The sequence below is a fragment of the [Eubacterium] eligens ATCC 27750 genome (assembly GCF_000146185.1).
Lineage (GTDB): Bacteria > Bacillota > Clostridia > Lachnospirales > Lachnospiraceae > Lachnospira > Lachnospira eligens.
The window spans coordinates 1183873-1201128 of record NC_012778.1 but is presented as its reverse complement, the minus strand read 5'-3'; the positions used below and the strand labels follow the sequence as shown (position 1 = coordinate 1201128).

At 37.2% G+C, this 17256-nt stretch carries 18 protein-coding genes and 1 other RNA gene; 17 read left to right on the top strand and 2 right to left on the bottom strand.

Annotation, left to right across the window (positions count from 1 at the left end; genetic code table 11):
* Window positions 1–103 precede the first annotated feature (103 nt).
* From tpiA to EUBELI_RS05695, 14 genes are all read left to right on the top strand, one after another.
* Window positions 104–853 (top strand): triose-phosphate isomerase, encoded by a 750-nt coding sequence (gene tpiA / locus EUBELI_RS05755; RefSeq protein WP_012739422.1) that lies wholly within the window; start codon window positions 104–106, stop codon window positions 851–853.
* Between the two features lie 121 nt (window positions 854–974).
* Window positions 975–2525, top strand: coding sequence for a 2,3-bisphosphoglycerate-independent phosphoglycerate mutase (gene gpmI / locus EUBELI_RS05750; RefSeq protein WP_012739421.1), 1551 nt, complete (start codon window positions 975–977; stop codon window positions 2523–2525).
* A gap of 128 nt (window positions 2526–2653) precedes the next feature.
* Window positions 2654–2929: a preprotein translocase subunit SecG gene (secG, locus tag EUBELI_RS05745; protein ID WP_228003404.1), complete on the top strand. Its 276-nt coding sequence runs from the start codon at window positions 2654–2656 to the stop codon at window positions 2927–2929.
* A gap of 109 nt (window positions 2930–3038) precedes the next feature.
* On the top strand, window positions 3039–5159 hold the full coding sequence (rnr, locus tag EUBELI_RS05740) for a ribonuclease R (protein WP_012739419.1): 2121 nt from the start codon (window positions 3039–3041) through the stop codon (window positions 5157–5159).
* Window positions 5160–5177: 18 nt separating this feature from the next.
* Entirely contained in the window at window positions 5178–5660 is a 483-nt protein-coding gene (gene smpB, locus EUBELI_RS05735; protein WP_022097410.1) for an SsrA-binding protein SmpB, read from the top strand.
* Between the two features lie 89 nt (window positions 5661–5749).
* Window positions 5750–6088: a transfer-messenger RNA gene (gene ssrA / locus EUBELI_RS13890) on the top strand.
* Between the two features lie 564 nt (window positions 6089–6652).
* Complete coding sequence (locus tag EUBELI_RS05730; RefSeq protein WP_012739417.1) at window positions 6653–7126, top strand: flavodoxin; 474 nt, start codon at window positions 6653–6655, stop codon at window positions 7124–7126.
* A gap of 49 nt (window positions 7127–7175) precedes the next feature.
* Entirely contained in the window at window positions 7176–8147 is a 972-nt protein-coding gene (locus tag EUBELI_RS05725) for a hypothetical protein (RefSeq protein WP_012739416.1), read from the top strand.
* Between the two features lie 96 nt (window positions 8148–8243).
* Window positions 8244–8870, top strand: coding sequence for a lactate utilization protein (locus EUBELI_RS05720; RefSeq protein ID WP_012739415.1), 627 nt, complete (start codon window positions 8244–8246; stop codon window positions 8868–8870).
* Between the two features lie 11 nt (window positions 8871–8881).
* Window positions 8882–9367 (top strand): HD domain-containing protein, encoded by a 486-nt coding sequence (locus EUBELI_RS05715; protein ID WP_012739414.1) that lies wholly within the window; start codon window positions 8882–8884, stop codon window positions 9365–9367.
* Between the two features lie 53 nt (window positions 9368–9420).
* Window positions 9421–10068, top strand: a complete 648-nt coding sequence (locus EUBELI_RS05710) for a hypothetical protein (RefSeq protein WP_012739413.1) — start codon at window positions 9421–9423, stop codon at window positions 10066–10068.
* Between the two features lie 94 nt (window positions 10069–10162).
* Window positions 10163–10840, top strand: coding sequence for a response regulator transcription factor (locus EUBELI_RS05705; RefSeq protein ID WP_012739412.1), 678 nt, complete (start codon window positions 10163–10165; stop codon window positions 10838–10840).
* Between the two features lie 27 nt (window positions 10841–10867).
* Window positions 10868–12502, top strand: coding sequence for a sensor histidine kinase (locus tag EUBELI_RS05700; RefSeq protein ID WP_012739411.1), 1635 nt, complete (start codon window positions 10868–10870; stop codon window positions 12500–12502).
* A gap of 89 nt (window positions 12503–12591) precedes the next feature.
* Complete coding sequence (locus tag EUBELI_RS05695) at window positions 12592–13311, top strand: hypothetical protein (RefSeq protein ID WP_012739410.1); 720 nt, start codon at window positions 12592–12594, stop codon at window positions 13309–13311.
* Here EUBELI_RS05695 and EUBELI_RS05690 read toward each other — a convergent pair.
* Entirely contained in the window at window positions 13308–14249 is a 942-nt protein-coding gene (locus tag EUBELI_RS05690; protein WP_012739409.1) for a pectinesterase family protein, read from the bottom strand. The two genes, EUBELI_RS05695 and EUBELI_RS05690, sit on opposite strands and share 4 nt — an antisense overlap.
* Before the next feature lie 102 nt (window positions 14250–14351).
* Between EUBELI_RS05690 and EUBELI_RS05685 the strand changes: the two genes are divergently transcribed.
* Both EUBELI_RS05685 and EUBELI_RS05680 read left to right on the top strand, forming a co-directional pair.
* A complete protein-coding gene (locus EUBELI_RS05685) occupies window positions 14352–14771 on the top strand; it encodes a GNAT family N-acetyltransferase (protein WP_012739408.1) in 420 nt (139 codons plus the stop codon).
* Between the two features lie 120 nt (window positions 14772–14891).
* Window positions 14892–15449 carry a biotin transporter BioY gene (locus EUBELI_RS05680; RefSeq protein WP_012739407.1) on the top strand — a complete coding sequence of 186 codons (558 nt, stop codon included), beginning with the start codon at window positions 14892–14894 and terminating at the stop codon, window positions 15447–15449.
* A gap of 65 nt (window positions 15450–15514) precedes the next feature.
* Here the strand turns inward: EUBELI_RS05680 and EUBELI_RS05675 are convergent, their stop codons facing one another.
* Window positions 15515–16153 carry an RpiB/LacA/LacB family sugar-phosphate isomerase gene (locus EUBELI_RS05675; RefSeq protein WP_022097436.1) on the bottom strand — a complete coding sequence of 213 codons (639 nt, stop codon included), beginning with the start codon at window positions 16151–16153 and terminating at the stop codon, window positions 15515–15517.
* 151 nt (window positions 16154–16304) lie between these two features.
* Here EUBELI_RS05675 and EUBELI_RS05670 point away from each other — a divergent pair, with 151 nt between their 5' ends.
* The gene (locus EUBELI_RS05670; protein WP_012739405.1) at window positions 16305–17243 is read left to right on the top strand and encodes a sigma-70 domain-containing protein; all 939 of its coding nucleotides are present in this window, start codon (window positions 16305–16307) and stop codon (window positions 17241–17243) included.
* Window positions 17244–17256: the final 13 nt, after the last annotated feature.

Genomic DNA, 17256 nt, shown 5'->3' with positions numbered 1-17256 from the left:
AGTATGCTATTATCTATTTTACTAGGATAGTTATATCGGAATAATTTAATAGGATTGTCCATATATATGTTATTATGGATAATTTCCTGTGGGGAGGCGTAGAATGAGAAGAAAAGTAATAGCAGGCAATTGGAAGATGAATATGACACCAAGCCAGGCAGTTAAGCTCGTTACTGAATTGAGACCGAATGTTAATAATCCGGATGTTGATGTTGTGTTCTGTGTACCATCTATTGACATTGTACCTGTAGTGGAGGCAGTGAAAGGATCTAATATACATATTGGTGCAGAGAATGTATATTATCAGGAGAAAGGAGCATTTACCGGTGAGTTATCGCCTGAGATGCTTGTTGATGCCGGGGTAAGCCATGTTATCATAGGACATTCAGAAAGAAGAATGTACTTTAATGAAAGTAATACAGTGCTTAATCTCAAGATGCATAAGGTACTTGAACATGGAATTATCCCAATTCTTTGTTGTGGAGAGACACTTGAACAGAGAGAAAAAGGGATTACACTTGATTTCATTAAAGAACAGATAGTAGAAGCATATGTTGGTGTTACTAAAGAGCAGGTGCTTCATACAATAGTTGCTTATGAGCCAATCTGGGCTATTGGAACAGGAAAGGTTGCAACTACAGCGCAGGCACAGGAAGTATGTGGATTTATAAGAACTGTATTCGAAGAGTTATATGATAAAGAAACAGCGGATCAGATAAGGATTCTTTATGGAGGAAGTGTTAATGCTTCTAATGCAGCAGAGCTTTTTGCCCAGCCTGATATTGATGGTGGACTGGTAGGAGGTGCAAGTCTCAAGCCGGATTTTGCGGATATAGTTAATTATAATAAGTAAATAAGCATGAAAAGACCTTGTTTTGATGATAATATTCAAGACAAGGTCTTTGATTTTTTTTACAAATGTGCTATCATGCTATAGGCAATTAATTAGAATACATTTAAAGGAGAATCACATTATGAGTAAAAAACCAGTAGTTTTAATGGTACTTGATGGTTATGGTTTAAATGATAGAACAGAGGGTAATGCTATTGCTATGGCTAACACTCCTGTTATGGATAAGCTTATGAAGGAATGCCCGTTCCAGAAGGGATATGCTTCAGGACTTGCTGTAGGTCTTCCAGACGGACAGATGGGTAATTCAGAAGTTGGTCATATGAATATTGGTGCTGGTAGAATTATTTATCAGGATCTTACAAGAATTACTAAGGATATTGAAGATGGTACATTCTTTAAGAACGAAGAATTACTTGAGGCAATGGAGAACTGCAAGAAGAATGATTCGGATCTTCACCTTTTCGGACTTTTATCAGATGGTGGTGTTCACAGTCATTTAAGCCATGTATATGGACTTTTAGAGATGGCAAAGCAGCAGGGAGTGTCTAAAGTATATGTTCATGCGTTCCTTGACGGAAGAGATACACCTCCAGCTTCAGCTAAGGGATTTGTTGAGACACTTGAGAATAAGATGGCAGAAATCGGAGTTGGTAAGGTCGCATCTTTATCAGGTCGTTACTATGCAATGGACAGAGATAATAACTGGGACAGAGTAGAAAAGGCTTATGATTCACTTGTAACAGGTGATGGCATTAAGGCCGAGTCAGCTACACAGGCACTTCAGGAGTCATATGATAATGGTAAGACAGATGAATTCGTTGAGCCAACAGTTATCTGTAAAGATGGTCAGCCACTTTCATTAGTTAAGGCTAATGATTCTGTTATATTCTTTAACTTCCGTCCAGACCGTGCAAGAGAGATGACAAGAGCGTTCTGCGATGATAAGTTTACAGGATTTGAAAGAAAGACAGGATTTATTCCATTAACATTTGTATGTTTCAAGGATTATGATGAATCAATCCCTAACAAGAAGGTTGCATTCAAGAAAGAGATTATTAAGAACACATTTGGTGAATTCCTTGCTAATCATGGAAAGAAGCAGTTAAGACTTGCTGAGACAGAGAAATATGCACATGTTACATTCTTCTTTAATGGCGGTGTTGAAGACCCTAATGTTGATGAGTTCAGATTACTCGTTAACTCACCTAAGGATGTTGCAACATATGACTTAAAGCCAGAGATGAGTGCTCCGGAAGTAGGTATGGACTTAGTTGAGGCTATAAAGTCTGACAAATATGATGTTATTATTATCAACTTCGCTAATCCTGATATGGTTGGGCATACAGGTGTTATCCCAGCAGCAATCAAGGCTGTAGAGAAGGTTGATGAGCTTGTTGGCAAGGCTGTAGATGCAGTAAAGGATGTTGACGGAGTTCTCTTCATCTGTGCAGACCACGGTAATGCTGAGAAGATGATTGATTACGAAACAGGAGCTCCACATACAGCACATACAACTAACCCTGTTCCATTTATTCTTGTTAATTATGATGAGAATTATACACTTCGTGAGGGTGGAAGATTATGTGATATCGCTCCTACACTTATAGAAATTATGGGACTTGAGAAACCAGTTGAGATGACAGGTGAGTCTCTTCTTGTGAAGAAGAACTAATTGAATGGTTGAAATTAATTTATTGATTTTTCTTGCACAAAATGTTTATTTGTGATAGAATGACCTATGTTGCCGTATTGGCATAATTATGTAATAAAAAGCGCATGATGCGCAGGAATGAGGATAGTATGAATAAGATAATTCCATTGTTTCATATGTCTGTCGGAGATGTATTAAGAATTGGTTTAATGGGAGTATTTGTGGTAATTTGTATAGCTTTAGCAATAATAATTCTTATGCAGGAAAGTAAGCAGAACGGATTGTCAGGAACAATTAGTGGTGCTGCTGATTCATACTGGGGTAAGAACAAGGGCCGTTCAATGGAGGGCAAGCTTGTTAAGATAACCAAGATTCTTGTAATTCTTTTTATTGTTATAGCAGTTATACTTAATTTTAATTTCTAAATTACGGACACTCTTAAGAAACGGATAATTTCTTAAGAGTGTTTTTTACTTTTACGAGCAATCTGGTGAAATTCGGATATTTTAATGGTAAGAAAGGGATATAAGGGATATGGAGAAGGATATATTTAAACAGCGAAGACAGATGCTTACTGATATGATTCTTAATAATGAACTGTATGTTCCAATGAAAGCTAAAGAAATCGCTATGCTTCTCGATATTCCGAAAGCTAAGCGTTCAGAACTTATGGAAGTGCTTGACAGTCTTGTTGCAGATGGAACAATAGGTGTATCAAAGAAGGGTAAGTATATGAAGCCTGAAAATGTAGCACTTGTCGGAACATTTGAAAGCACAAGCAGGGGCTTTGGTTTTGTAGTAATACCTGACAGGGAAGATGATATATTTGTTAAGGCTAATGACACGATGAATGCTTTCTATCATGATAAAGTCAAGGTTGTGATAACTACTGAGAAGAATGGCGGTAAGAGGGCTGAAGGTAAGATTGTTGCTATTGTTGAGCATGAGGTTAAGGAAGTTGTCGGAACATTCCAGAAGAACAGAACGTATGGTTTTGTTATTCCTGATAATGCAAAGATTAACTGTGATATATTTATACCGCAGGAATTCATGAATGGAGCGGTTGAAGGTTCTAAGGTAGTTGCTTCTATAAGTGATTACGGCAGCCAGAGTAAGAATCCACAGGGGAAGGTCACAGAAGTACTTGGACATATAGATGACCCGGGTGTGGACATAATGTCTATTATCAAGGCATATGATTTACTAGTGGAGTTTCCTGAATCAGTTAAGAAGGCAATTAATGATATTCCTGATGTTGTCAGTGAAAAGGATAAGGCTGGACGAGTTGATTTAAGAAATGTTCAGATGGTTACTATAGATGGTGAGGATGCGAAGGATTTAGATGATGCAGTATCTATCTCGAAAGAAGGACCTGTATATCATCTAGGTGTCCACATTGCGGATGTAAGTCATTATGTTACAGAGGGAAGTGCGCTGGATAAAGAGGCACTTAAACGAGGTACGAGTGTTTACCTTGTAGACCGTGTTATTCCAATGATACCGCATAAGTTATCTAATGGGATATGTTCACTTAATCAGGGAGAAGACAGACTGGCACTCAGCTGCCTTATGGATATTGATGAAAAGGGAAATATTGTTGGACATAGAATATGTGAAACTGTTATTAATGTAGACAGAAGAATGAGCTATACAAGCGTAAAAAAGATTCTTGTAGATAATGATACTAATGAAATTATGAAGTATAAAGAGCTTGTTCCAATGTTTCATATGATGGAAGAGGCTGCGGAGCTTCTTAGAAAGAAGAGATTTGCAAGAGGTTCGGTTGATTTTGATTTCCCTGAAAGTAAGATTATACTTGATGAGAATGGCCACCCGACTGATATTAAGCCGTATGACAGAAATGTAGCAACTAAGATTATTGAAGATTTTATGCTTGCTGCTAATGAAACTGTTGCAGAGGATTATTTCTGGCAGGATATGCCATTTCTATATAGAACTCATGAGAATCCTGATCCTGAAAAAATGCGTAAGTTAGCCACATTTATTAATAACTTTGGTTATACATTAAGACTTACTGATGATTTAAGACCTAAGGAGATTCAGAAGCTTCTTTCTGAGATAGAGGGTTCTGATGCTGAGAATCTTATAAGCAGACTGACACTCCGCTCTATGAAGAAAGCTAAGTATACTACTGAATGTGTAGGACATTTTGGACTCGCTGCCAAGTATTACTGTCATTTCACATCGCCTATCAGAAGATATCCTGATCTCCAGATTCACAGAATTATCAAGGAGAATCTTCACGGAGGTTTAAGTCCTAAGAGAGCTGCCCATTATGATGCAATATTACCGGATGTTGCTGTCCAGACAAGTGCGATGGAGCGGCGTGCGGCAGATGCTGAAAGAGATACAGACAAGCTTAAAATGGCTGAGTATATGGAACAGTTTGTTGGAGAAACATTTGATGGAGTTGTTTCGGGTGTTACCGCGTGGGGCGTATATGTTGAACTTCCAAACACTATCGAGGGCATGGTTTCTATCAATAATATGAAGGGATTCTATACATTTGACGAGGAACACTATGAGATGGTAGGAGAACTTGGGAACAGAAGTTATAAGCTCGGACAGAAGGTTAAGGTTGTGGTTATAGGCACCGATAAGATACTAAGAACAATTGATTTTGCATTTGCATAGAATAGAATGGAGACTGACATGGCATCAAAAACAAGCGCATCTGGAAACAGACTTATAGCGAACAATAAGAAAGCTTATTTTGATTATTTTATAGAAGAGAAATACGAGGCGGGCATGGTACTTCACGGCACTGAGGTTAAATCAATCAGAGCAGGTAAGTGCTCAATTAAGGAATCTTATATCAAGATTGAGAATGGCGAAGTGTATGTATTAGGTATGAATATTACACCATATGAGAAGGGAAACATATTCAATAAAGATCCTTTAAGACCTAAGAAGCTGCTTCTTCACAAGAATCAGATTAATAAGCTTACTGGTGAACTTACAATTAAAGGTTACACACTTGTTCCTCTTCAGGTATATCTGAAAGAGGGAAAGGTGAAGATGGAAATTGGTCTTGGAAAAGGTAAGAAGAACTTTGACAAGAGAGATTCTATTGCAAAGAAAGACCAGATAAGAGATGCACAGAAGGAATTCAAGAATAAGAATCTCAGATTTTAGAAATATTTTATCAGTTTTGAATAACAAGTTCATTGACTTGGCATTATGCCAATGTTAATATAAATAAGCAGATAAAACTGCTTACACACGGGCTAGTAAAGGTTTCGACGGGGATCTTGAAGCTGGTGAAGCTATCCGCAGGAAAGCGTCAAAATCCAAACTTAAATATAAACGCTAACGATAATTTAGCATACGCTGCCTAATTGCAGCAGTCTGACTTAAAGCACCTACACTTTAAGACCCAGGCTTCGAACATGTAGGAAACGACAGTATCAAAGCTTTGAGATGCTGGTCGTATCATGAAGCTACTAAAGGTGCAAGGGTGTTGATTCTCGTGTACCGGAGGGAATGTTAAACAATCAACTATGATAGTAGAAGAACAGGGAATGGGTTTTCGGACAGGGGTTCGACTCCCCTCTGGTCCATAGGAAAAAGGGAGTGAGGAAGCGTGAGCTTCTTCGCTCCCTTTTTCCTATGGACCAGAGGGGAGTCTTATTAATGGATAAAACATGGCGTAGCCGGGTTTTTGGACAGGGGCGCACGAGGTCCGGTGGACCTCGGTTTTGCGCCGACCGGAGCGGAGCGAAGAATTCGACTCCCTTTTGTGGGGGAGGTGGATACACGGCAGATTGGACGTTGAAGCGGAGATATGGCACGAGGAAGTCCAAAAGGGATGAGCAAGAGCGGTGGATTGGATGTTGAAGCGGAGTTAAGGTATGCTGAAGTCCAAAAGGGATGAGCAAGAGCGGTGGATTGGACGTTGGAGCGGAGTTAATGTATGCTGAAGTCCAAAAGGGATGAGAAAGCGTGGCAGATTGGACGTTGAAGCGGAGGAAAGGTATGCTGAAGTCCAAAAGGGATGAGAAAGCGTGGCAGATTGGACATTGAAGAGAATGTAAGGTACGAGAAAGTCCAAAACACCAGGTACACTTGCCACACAATACTCAATAGCGTAAAATAAGTACAATCACATAAGTAAGGAGGAGCCAGCTATGAACAGAGCTGTTGTTTATTATTCATTATCAGGAAATACAAAGGAAGCTGCAAAGGTTATTGCAAGAAAGTTGGGAGCAAAAATCTTTGAGATAGATTTAGTTAAGCCATTACCTAAGAATACAGTGAGGCAGATGATTGTTGGAGGAATGCAGTCAACATTTGGAAGAAGACCTAAGATAAAAGGTGTTCCGGATAACATAGATTATTATGATGAAATTATATTAGGTATGCCGGTATGGGCAGGTATGCCGGCGTCTCCGGTCAACACATTTATAAAAAATTACGGCGTGGCAGATAAAATTGATGCTGTGTTTACATTCAGCGGTGGTGGTGACAATGACAGATGCCTTCTGCAGCTGTCAAAGAGTCTTAAGAATCTAAAAAATCAGGTTGCGTTAGCAGACCGCAATAGTAATGCTGCAAAGGATAATCAGGAGAAGCTTGAAAAGTTTGTTATGAGTATCAAGTAGAAATTATACAATAATATGGCAGGTTTATGATATTAGTCAGGGGTAGAATATGAGATTTAAAAATGTGTTTTGTACACAATTATATAAAGATACATTTTCTAAAGTTTTAAAAGAAGATGAGTTTACACACGGAGATGAGATTCTGGTTGATATGGAAGAACCAGATGGAGACAGGATATCTTATATTATAATGCACCATGGACATTCCATATCTGATTGTAAGGCATTTGTCACGACAACTGATGAAAATGTTCTAATTGCTGTGTTTGACTTGTGGGGAAAGTTTTATAAATGTTATATCATAAAGAATGATAGTATAAAAAATGTTGAAGTTGAAAATGTTCTTGGCGGTAAGGAGATAAAATTTGATGGTGAATCACAATATGGAAAAATATCTGTAAAAATGGCAGCGGTCAACAGACAGTTTGGCACAGATTTAAAGTTTCAACGGGAACATCTTCAGTTATTTGTTGCGAATCTGCAAAGAATTTCTGAAAATCCTAAGTGCTTTATACAAGATAAAGATCAGGTAAACAGCGACAATAATATTGATAGTGATGAAATAAGCATAGATTTAAGTCTGGTTGAATTGACAGATACTCAGAGAAGACAACTGATAGGTAACAGAAAATTTGAGGATTTCAATCTTGAAAGCCATAATATAAATATTATTTATGGAGTCTATGAAGCTAACAGAGATATTGTATTGACCCTTACAAACTTTACATCTACAATATTGACCCAAGATGGCGGCGACTATAATTATTGTATTTTGTACAAAGAAAAAGAGTATGGCGTTACATATGGTTTTAACTGGGATGATAAAAAATTAAATGGAATACATAACAGAACACCATTTTGTCAGAATGTAGTTGAAAGCATGGTCAGATATTATGAAGATTCATTTCACGAAAGATCGGAACTGGAAGAAAATGTTAGAAAAAGATTTGAGAAAGAATATAATATGGAGATACATGATTTCCTTAAATTTTATATAGAAAATGTTATTGATAACTCATAAGAACTACATTTATTTTGTTATGAAGCATAAAGGAAGTAAAAGAATTTGTGCTATAATAAGCATACTAAATATTTACATAGACTGGAGGATACAAGCATGGACGAAAATGTAAAGAAAAGAAATGAAGTACTGGCACAGACTGTAATTAATGGCTTACAGTCACGAAATATGTCAGGATATTATGCAGAGGATAAAGAAGCAGCTTTAAAGCAGGCTTTGGAGTTAATTGACGAGGAAAGCACAATTGCTATGGGCGGCTGTCACAGTGCACAGGAGATTGGACTTGTGAAGGCTTTGAAGGAGGGCAATTACAATTATATAGACCGCTCTAAGATGACTCCAAGAGAGGGACTTCTGGCTTCATATGACGCTGATGTGTTCTTATCAAGTGCAAATGCGATGACAAGTGATGGAATACTTGTCAATATTGATGGCAATTCTAACCGTGTTTCATGCATAGCGCAGGGACCAAAGAAGGTAATCTTCATAGTTGGAATGAATAAAGTCTGTTCAGACCTCGATTCGGCAATGAAGCGTGCAAGAAATATAGCTGCACCAACTAATGCACAGAATTTTGATGTCAAGACACCCTGCAAGACAACCGGAAAATGCTTTGACTGCAAATCACCAGACACATTATGCTGCCAGTTCCTGATTACAAGATATTCACGCCATGTCGGAAGAATACATGTAATACTTGTAAATGATACACTTGGTTATTAAAAGGAGACACTATGATTAACAGACTTCATATGGCAATGATTGAATTATATAAAGGAGACGCTAAAAGAATACAGCATTTTTGCAAGGTTCACAGCTATGCAAAGCTGATTGCACAGATGGAAAATGTTGATGACAAATGTCTTTTTATAATTGAAACAGCGGCACTCACACATGATATCGGGATTCATACATGTGAAGAAAAATATGGTGAGTGCGGAGGAAAACTGCAGGAAAAAGAAGGTCCTGCTATTGCCGCAGGACTTCTTGACAGGCTTGGCTTTGACAGTGAAGTATCAGAAAGAGTGCAGTATCTGATAGGACATCACCATACTTACAATAATATTGACGGCATTGATTATCAGATACTTGTTGAGGCGGATTTCTTAGTTAACATATGCGATGATAATCTTACAAAGGATGCAGCATTGAAAGCATATAATAACATTTTTAAGACGGAAAGCGGCAAAAAGATATGCCAGGAGATGTTTGGTTTGTAGATAATGAGATTTAATGTTACAATTAACAAAAATGTGCGTGGGAAGTGGAGTTTATGAGCGATAATAAAAATGTTAATAATAAGGAAAAAGGCTTTGTTGTCGGCGGATATACTTTTAAGACGAAGCAGGAAGCGCAGGAAGCAAAAGATGAGATGAATGCTATTAAGTATCTGTCTGGAAAGACGGACAGTAAAGATCCGAAACAGGTGTATGTGTTGTATAATAAGATAATTGACAGACAGTTATTTTATACATCCATTGGACTAAATTATCTCAAGAATTTACAGCAGTTTCTGTATAATTCACCAGATATTCCAGATGATAAGATTAAGCCGATTCCGGTAAAGAGTGAAACACAGATTGCGATTGACAGAAGACGTGAAAGAAATGAGCATAGAAGTGAGCTGCATACTCTCTCAATTCAGGTGGCAAAGTACAAGAACAATTTTATGAGAATTATGATTGTAAATGTGTTTCTTGTTATTGCGTTAATTGCAATGTTTTTTATTCTTAAGACAGGCTCTAATTCTAATGTCATTAATTATGAAGTGAATGTACAGAATAAGTATTCTTCATGGCAGACAGAGCTTGAATCTAAGGAAGCCAAGTTAAAGGAAAAAGAGAAAGAGCTTAATTCAAGGGAAGCGGAACTTGAATCAAAGCAGTCTTTAAAATCATCATCACAGCAGTCAACAAAGTAGTCATAATATAAATATATGAGCAGAGTACACATTTTAAACATATTTATCAGATAGTATATAGATAATTAATTCACCGTGAAAGTGAGGATTACATATGGATAAGATGAAGGTTTTAGTAGTAGATGATGAAAGCAGAATGAGAAAGCTTGTAAGTGATTTCCTTACAAGAAAAGGATATGCTGTTATTGAAGCGGCTGATGGTGTAGAAGCTGTAGATACATTTATGGAGAATAAAGATATTGCACTTATAATTCTTGATGTTATGATGCCAAGAATGGATGGATGGGAAGTGTGCAGGCAGATAAGAAAGGATTCTAAAGTTCCTATTATAATGCTTACAGCAAAGGGCGAGGAGATGGATGAACTACAAGGCTTTGAATGTGGAGCTGACGAATATATTGCCAAGCCATTTTCACCCAAGATACTTACAGCCAGAGTTGATGCAATTATAAGACGTGCATATGGTGTTGACAGCAACGAGATAATTGAGATTGGTGGAATTACTATAGATAAAGCAGCACATATCGTTAAGATTGATGGTGAAGAGATAGAGTTAAGCTATAAGGAGTTTGAACTGCTTACTTATTTTGTTGAGAATAAAGGGCTTGCGTTGTCTAGAGAGAAGATTCTTAATAATGTATGGAATTATGATTACTATGGAGATGCAAGAACTATAGATACCCATGTTAAGAAATTAAGAAAGAAAATGGGTGAGAAGGGTGATTACATCAAGACAATCTGGGGTATGGGTTACAAGTTCATTGTTGACTGATTCTGCGTATAAGGAAGGCAATTAAAGATGAAGATACATTCAATTAAGTTTAAGATTACACTTCTTCTGGTAGTTACTGTTACATGTCTTGTGGCTATGCTTATTGGATTTAACAGCATTTTTTCTGAGAAAGTGTATATGAACCGTAAGCAGAAGAGCATGATTAATTCTTATGAGAATGTCAATGAAATCATGCAGAAATATACTGATTCACAGATAGATAAAGATACTATGTGTGCTGATATGGAGAACATATCTACAGCAAAGGGAATATCTGTGCTTGTAGTTGACAGCAGCTGGTGTACCATATATGTAAGTACTCAGGGAGATGATTCAATGATGGAACGTCTTCGCATGAGTATATTTAATGGAGATATTTTTAAGAATAATGGTTCACCTGATAAAGCACCGGAACCTAAGGAACAGGAAGATGATTCAGATAACCCGGCAGACAAGGATGATAAGAAAGATCATAGAAAGCGTCTGGAAGATATTATTGATATGTCTGGTACATCACTTGTTGAGAACAGGACAATTATAAGCTCCAATGATAATTACACATTACAGAAGGTGTATGATGAAAGGCTTGGAGATTACTATCTTGAGATATGGGGTACACTTGACAATGGATATTCAATTATATTAAGAACTCCTATCCAGGGAATAAAAGATAATGTAAATATATCGACAACTCTTATTAAGTATGTTGGAGGAGCAATTCTTGCTGTTGGTATAATTGCAGCATTTGTAGTATCAACATATATTACCAGACCGATTAAGCAGCTTTCTAATATTGCTGAGAAGATGTCAGAGATGGATTTTGATGCAAGATATGAGGGAAGTGATAAGGGAGAGATTGGTCTGCTTGGAAAGAGCATGAACAATATGTCTGAGAAGCTTGAACAGAATATTGCTGAGCTTAAGAAGGCTAACCTTGAACTTAAGAAAGATATTGATAAAAAAGAAAAGCTTGAGATAATGAGAACAGATTTTCTTTCAAATGTATCTCATGAGTTAAAGACTCCTATTGCACTTATACAAGGATATGCTGAGGGGCTTAAGGAAGGCATAACAGATGATCCTGAAAGCATGGAATTTTATTGTGATGTTATTATGGACGAGGCAAACAAGATGAATACAATGGTTAAGAGACTTCTTACACTTAATCAGATTGAATTCGGAAATGATGAGCCTGAGATGGAGAGATTTGATATTAATGAGCTTATTGCTTCTGTAGCAGATGCCAATGCAATAAGAGCGGGACAAAAGAATATGAGTATAGTATTTGATAACCGTAATGAGCATAATTATGTGTGGGCTGATGAATACAAGACAGAGGAAGTGCTTACTAATTATATATCTAATGCACTTAATCACTGTGATGGAAAGCGTGCAATTGAGGTGAGAACTGAAAAATCAGAGAATGGAGGAACTATTACCGTTACTGTATATAATAGTGGAAAGAATATTGCTGATGAAGATCTTGAAAGAATATGGGAGAAGTTCTACAAGACTGATAAAGCGAGAACAAGAGAATATGGAGGTAATGGAATAGGACTGTCTATTGTAAAGGCTATTATGGATTCAATGGGGCAGGAATATGGTGTCAGAAATGTATCTGATGGTGTAGAATTCTGGTTTAATCTTGATTGTAAATCATAATATGATATAATTGTTATTAGTGTTTAGAAAATGTATTTATTTATCATGAACTACAATAATAATTTTTTAAAGAGTTTGAGGAACAATATATGAAAAAATTTTTAACGGGTCTGCTTGTACTATTGTGTATGGCAGCACTTACAGGCTGTGGTAAGAATGATATATCACTGACTAATGAAGAGAATGACCTTGTAGCAGAATATATAGCAGGAACACTTCTTAAGTATTCATATGATAATGAATGGAAGTACCAGAAGCTTAATACTGCGCAGAAGACAGGTGTTACAACAACTGCAGGTACTAACAGCAGTACACAGACACCATCACAGAGTCAGTCTGTTAATTCACATAAACCTTCTGCTTCTAATGCAGCAGGAACAGCGTCAACAGATTTAATGGGGAATCTTCCGGCAGTTTTAGGACTTAATGGTGTAACAGTCAGATATAAGGATTATGTTACAGGAAGTGCTTATCCATTGGATGATTATGTATCTGTGCCTGCACAGCAAGGATATAAGGTGGTTGCAGTTGAACTTACACTTACTAATACAAGTGGACAGGCAGTAACACTCAATTCTTCAGGTAATGTAACATTTAAACTTGAAGTTGGAGGAACTGGTGTAGGTAATTATGCATCAATATTGAAGAATGATATAACAGCATTGAAAAATGTAAGTCTTGCAGCAGGTGCAAGTAAAGATGTTGTGGTACTTTTTCAGGTAAAAGAAAGCGATGCCAGTTTAGTAGCCGGGTCTTCTATGACGGCAACATCATCTGGAACATCGCTTGGTTCATTAACAATTAATTAGGAATTCATAACATTTTCAAGAGTATAGAGGGCAGCTTCTGATTCATTTAACTGATGAACATAAGCTGCTCTTTTTTCAGGCTTAAAACCTTCTCCATGTCCGTTGTATTCTGCATAATATACAGTTTCATGCGATTCGGGCTTGTTCCAGTCAGTAAATCCTTCATCAATTATCTGATCGGAATAGCTGCAGTTAAGAAGAACTGTTTTGGCATGTATTCTCCATGGCCTGCTTAAAGCAACACTTTTTGGAGGACAGTTACCTGTAAATGTACAGCTCTCAAATACATAACCAAAAGCCTGTCCTTCATATGTAGAAGGTGCTGTATAGAAAGCATTGATTTCCTGATTTCTGTTCAGTGCAAAAAGGGTGCAGTTTTTAAAGTAAGCAGTAGCACTTCCAAATATAAAATCAATTTCTCCTGCAATGTAGCAGTCTTCATATAACTGGTGGACAACACGGCGTATTCCGTCAATTGTAGGTCCGGTGAAACCACCAGGCTGCTTTTCTTTCATTGGAAGAGGACCGGTGAACAGAGTATCCTGATGACCGAGAATTTTGCAGTTCCTGAAAGTTATGTTATCCCCTTCGGCATATACTGCAATCGCCTGGCCAAATTCATCACCGAATCCGGCTGCATTTTCAAAAGTTAAATTGCTGGCAGTAAAATTGTCTGCGTAGACGAAAAATGTATAAGAACGGAAAGTTCCACGTTTAGAGCCATCAGGCATAATCATTCTTGCATAATAGCTTTCTGTTATTATAGTATCATCAGTGCTTTCACCAACAAATGATATATTATTCTTTCTGACTTCAACGCGTTCTTTATATATTCCTTTTTTGATATAGATAGTTTCAGGGGTTCCGGCTGGAATTGAATCAACAGCCTGCTGGATAGAATTAAAATCTCCGGAATTATCTTTAGCTACAGTAATCATGTGAGTACCTCCGATATTTTTTTGCTATTATAGCACACTGGACATTAATAAATAAAGCGAGTATAATTCGATTCGTTAAAAAATTTGTAGGAAATAGAGATTATGATAAGAATAGTAGAAGATATGAGAGATGTTAATATATATCTTTCATTAAGAAAACAGGTTGGCTGGATTAAGTTGGATGAAAATCAGGCTCAGAGAGCATTGGATAACAGCGTGAAAGTATTCACAGTATATGATGATGGCAAGCCTATAGGAATGGGCAGAGTGGTTGGAGATATGTCTGTAATCAGCTATATCCAGGATTTAATAATAATACCGGAATATCAGAGTAAGCACATAGGAAGCATGCTTATAGAACATATAATAGATTATGTCAAAGGAATTACTCAGGATGGCACAAGAATGATGCTTTGTCTGATGTGTGCCAAGGGAAGAGAGATATTCTATGAAAAGCATGGATTTATCGCAAGGCCGACACCAGAGCTTGGACCGGGAATGATACAGTATATATTACAATAGCATTGTAAAATGTAATGTTAACTGAATGTCAACTTGAATTAATAATAGGTTGACAATAGCTTTTTGAGTGTGTACAATAACAAATGTTGTATTACTACATTTGAAAAGAGGACTTTAATTATGAAAAGTAAAAAGGTTACTATTTATCAGCTGACATTTATGGCTATGATGGCAGCAGTTACATGTATTCTTGGACCACTTTCAGTTCCAATTGGTCAGATTCCAATATCTCTTACTAATCTTGTGATTTATTTCACAGTATTTGTACTGGGCATATGGGCAGGAACAGGAAGCTATGGAATATATCTGCTGCTTGGTGCTGTAGGACTTCCTGTATTTTCAGGATTTGCTGGTGGATTAGGAAAGCTTCTTGGACCAACAGGAGGATATCTTATAGGTTTCATATTCATGGCACTTATTGGAGGAGCTGTGATTGAGCTTTCACACAGAAATATTTTTCTTACAATGCTTGGCTGGGTAGTTGGAACTGCTGTTGCATACGCATTTGGTACGGTATGGTTTGTATACCTTATGAAATGTTCAGTCACATATGCACTTACAGTATGTGTATATCCATTTATCGGATTTGATATTGTTAAGATAGTTATTGCAACACTTCTTGGAAAGACAGTAAGATATGCAATAACTAAAGCTGGTTTTATACAGAAAGCAGCATAATAAGTAAAAGAAAAAGGTGTCTCCGGATTAACGGAGACACCTTTTTAAGTACAATGCAGAATTAATTATCTGAGAGTCTTAACATACTCAGCAATCTTCTCATCCTTGCAGTTAGCAAAGAAAAGCTCTTCAAACTTCTCACCTGCAACAGCACCCTTAACGAGATCCTGATCAAGCTCCTTAAGAACTTCTACGAGATCCTGCTTAAGAGTAACAGCTCTTACGCCATCAAGAATCTTCTTGTTTCTCTGTTCAGGAACAACTCTTTCTTTAGGATATCCGCCACCTGGTTCACCCTCGAAAAGCTTTTCAAAGATGTATGTGAGGTTAAGCTCTGCACCCCATCCGAAGCCCTTTGCAAATGGAAGAGCAATAGCGTTACCGTCGTTAATCTGCATGAACATATAAGCGTCTGAAGGATCAACAACATGTCCACAGAGAACTCCAGGGAAAGAGTTAAGTGCTAACATAGCACCTTCACCAGTACCGCAACCTGTTACCACAAAGTCAGCAGCACCGCTGTTTAAAAGAATAGCAGCAAGGATACCGTTCTGTACGTATGTAAGCTGTGCTTTATCATCAGCTGAGTACATACCATAATTATCAACTGTATGTCCCTTGCTTTCTGCAACCTTCTTAAGTGATGCATAAATCATCTCGTTCTTTGCAGCCTGGCTGTTTTCATTAATTAATGCGATTCTCATTATGAAATCTCCTCTTTTCTTATATTCTATATAAACTATAAGCTGTGGGTCTGCTTTTGTCAAATGTGTATACTGAAATAATACATTTACCAAATGCGTACTTATGTGTTATATTATACAGAACGAATTAAGTTGAAAGAGGTTAGATAATATGGCTGAAAATAAAGATTCCCAGGCAGCATTTATGGAGGCTGTCGGAAGCATTAAAGAATATGCCAAGGTTAATGGCAATATTGTTACAAGAGAGGATGTACACAGCTTTTTTAAAGATATGGCATTAGATGATGCCAAATTCCAGATGATTTCAGGATATCTGATGGCTAATGGAATTAAGATACAGGGTGAAGACAGCGTAGATAATGAATTCCTAAAGCTGATGGAAAGTGCCTCAGATGATAATATTGATGAGTCAGGACAACATATTTCTAAGGAAGAGCAGGAAGATAAGAAGGTTGCGGATGATATTGTAAGTCATCTTGATTACGAAGAGGATGAGAAGTATCTGAAAATATATCTTCAGGATATATCAGGAATACAGCCTATGACAGATGTTACAAGGTCATATCTTCTTATGAACATAGTTGAGGACAATGATAAAGAATCACTAAAACTGTTTACAGAAAGTTATCTTGAAAAGATTGCGTCATGGATAGAACCATTCAGAGGAAAGGGAGTTCTTGCATGTGACCTTGTACAGGAGGCCAATCTGGCTATGACAGCATATATAGGACAGCAGGAATGGCTTAATAATTATGAGTGGAAGGATAAGATTAAAGAAGGTGGACAGGAAGACCTTCTTAATGTGCTTAAAGGAATTGACGAAGCAGTTAAGGAGCTTATTGAAGGCAGTCTTAATATGCTTATAGATGAACAGACGGATGTTAATATGGTTTCGGGAAAAATTCTCAATAAAGTCAATCTTGTAAATGACTGGGGAACAAGACTTAAAGAAGAATTAGGAAGAAAACCTACGGTGGAAGAAGTAGCCAAGAACATGGGAGTTGCAGAAAATGTGGTACTTGAGGCTATCAGGCTTTCAAGTGAAACAATTGAAGATATCAAGTACGAAAAGACGGTTCCTAAAGAATAACTGATTAATAAAA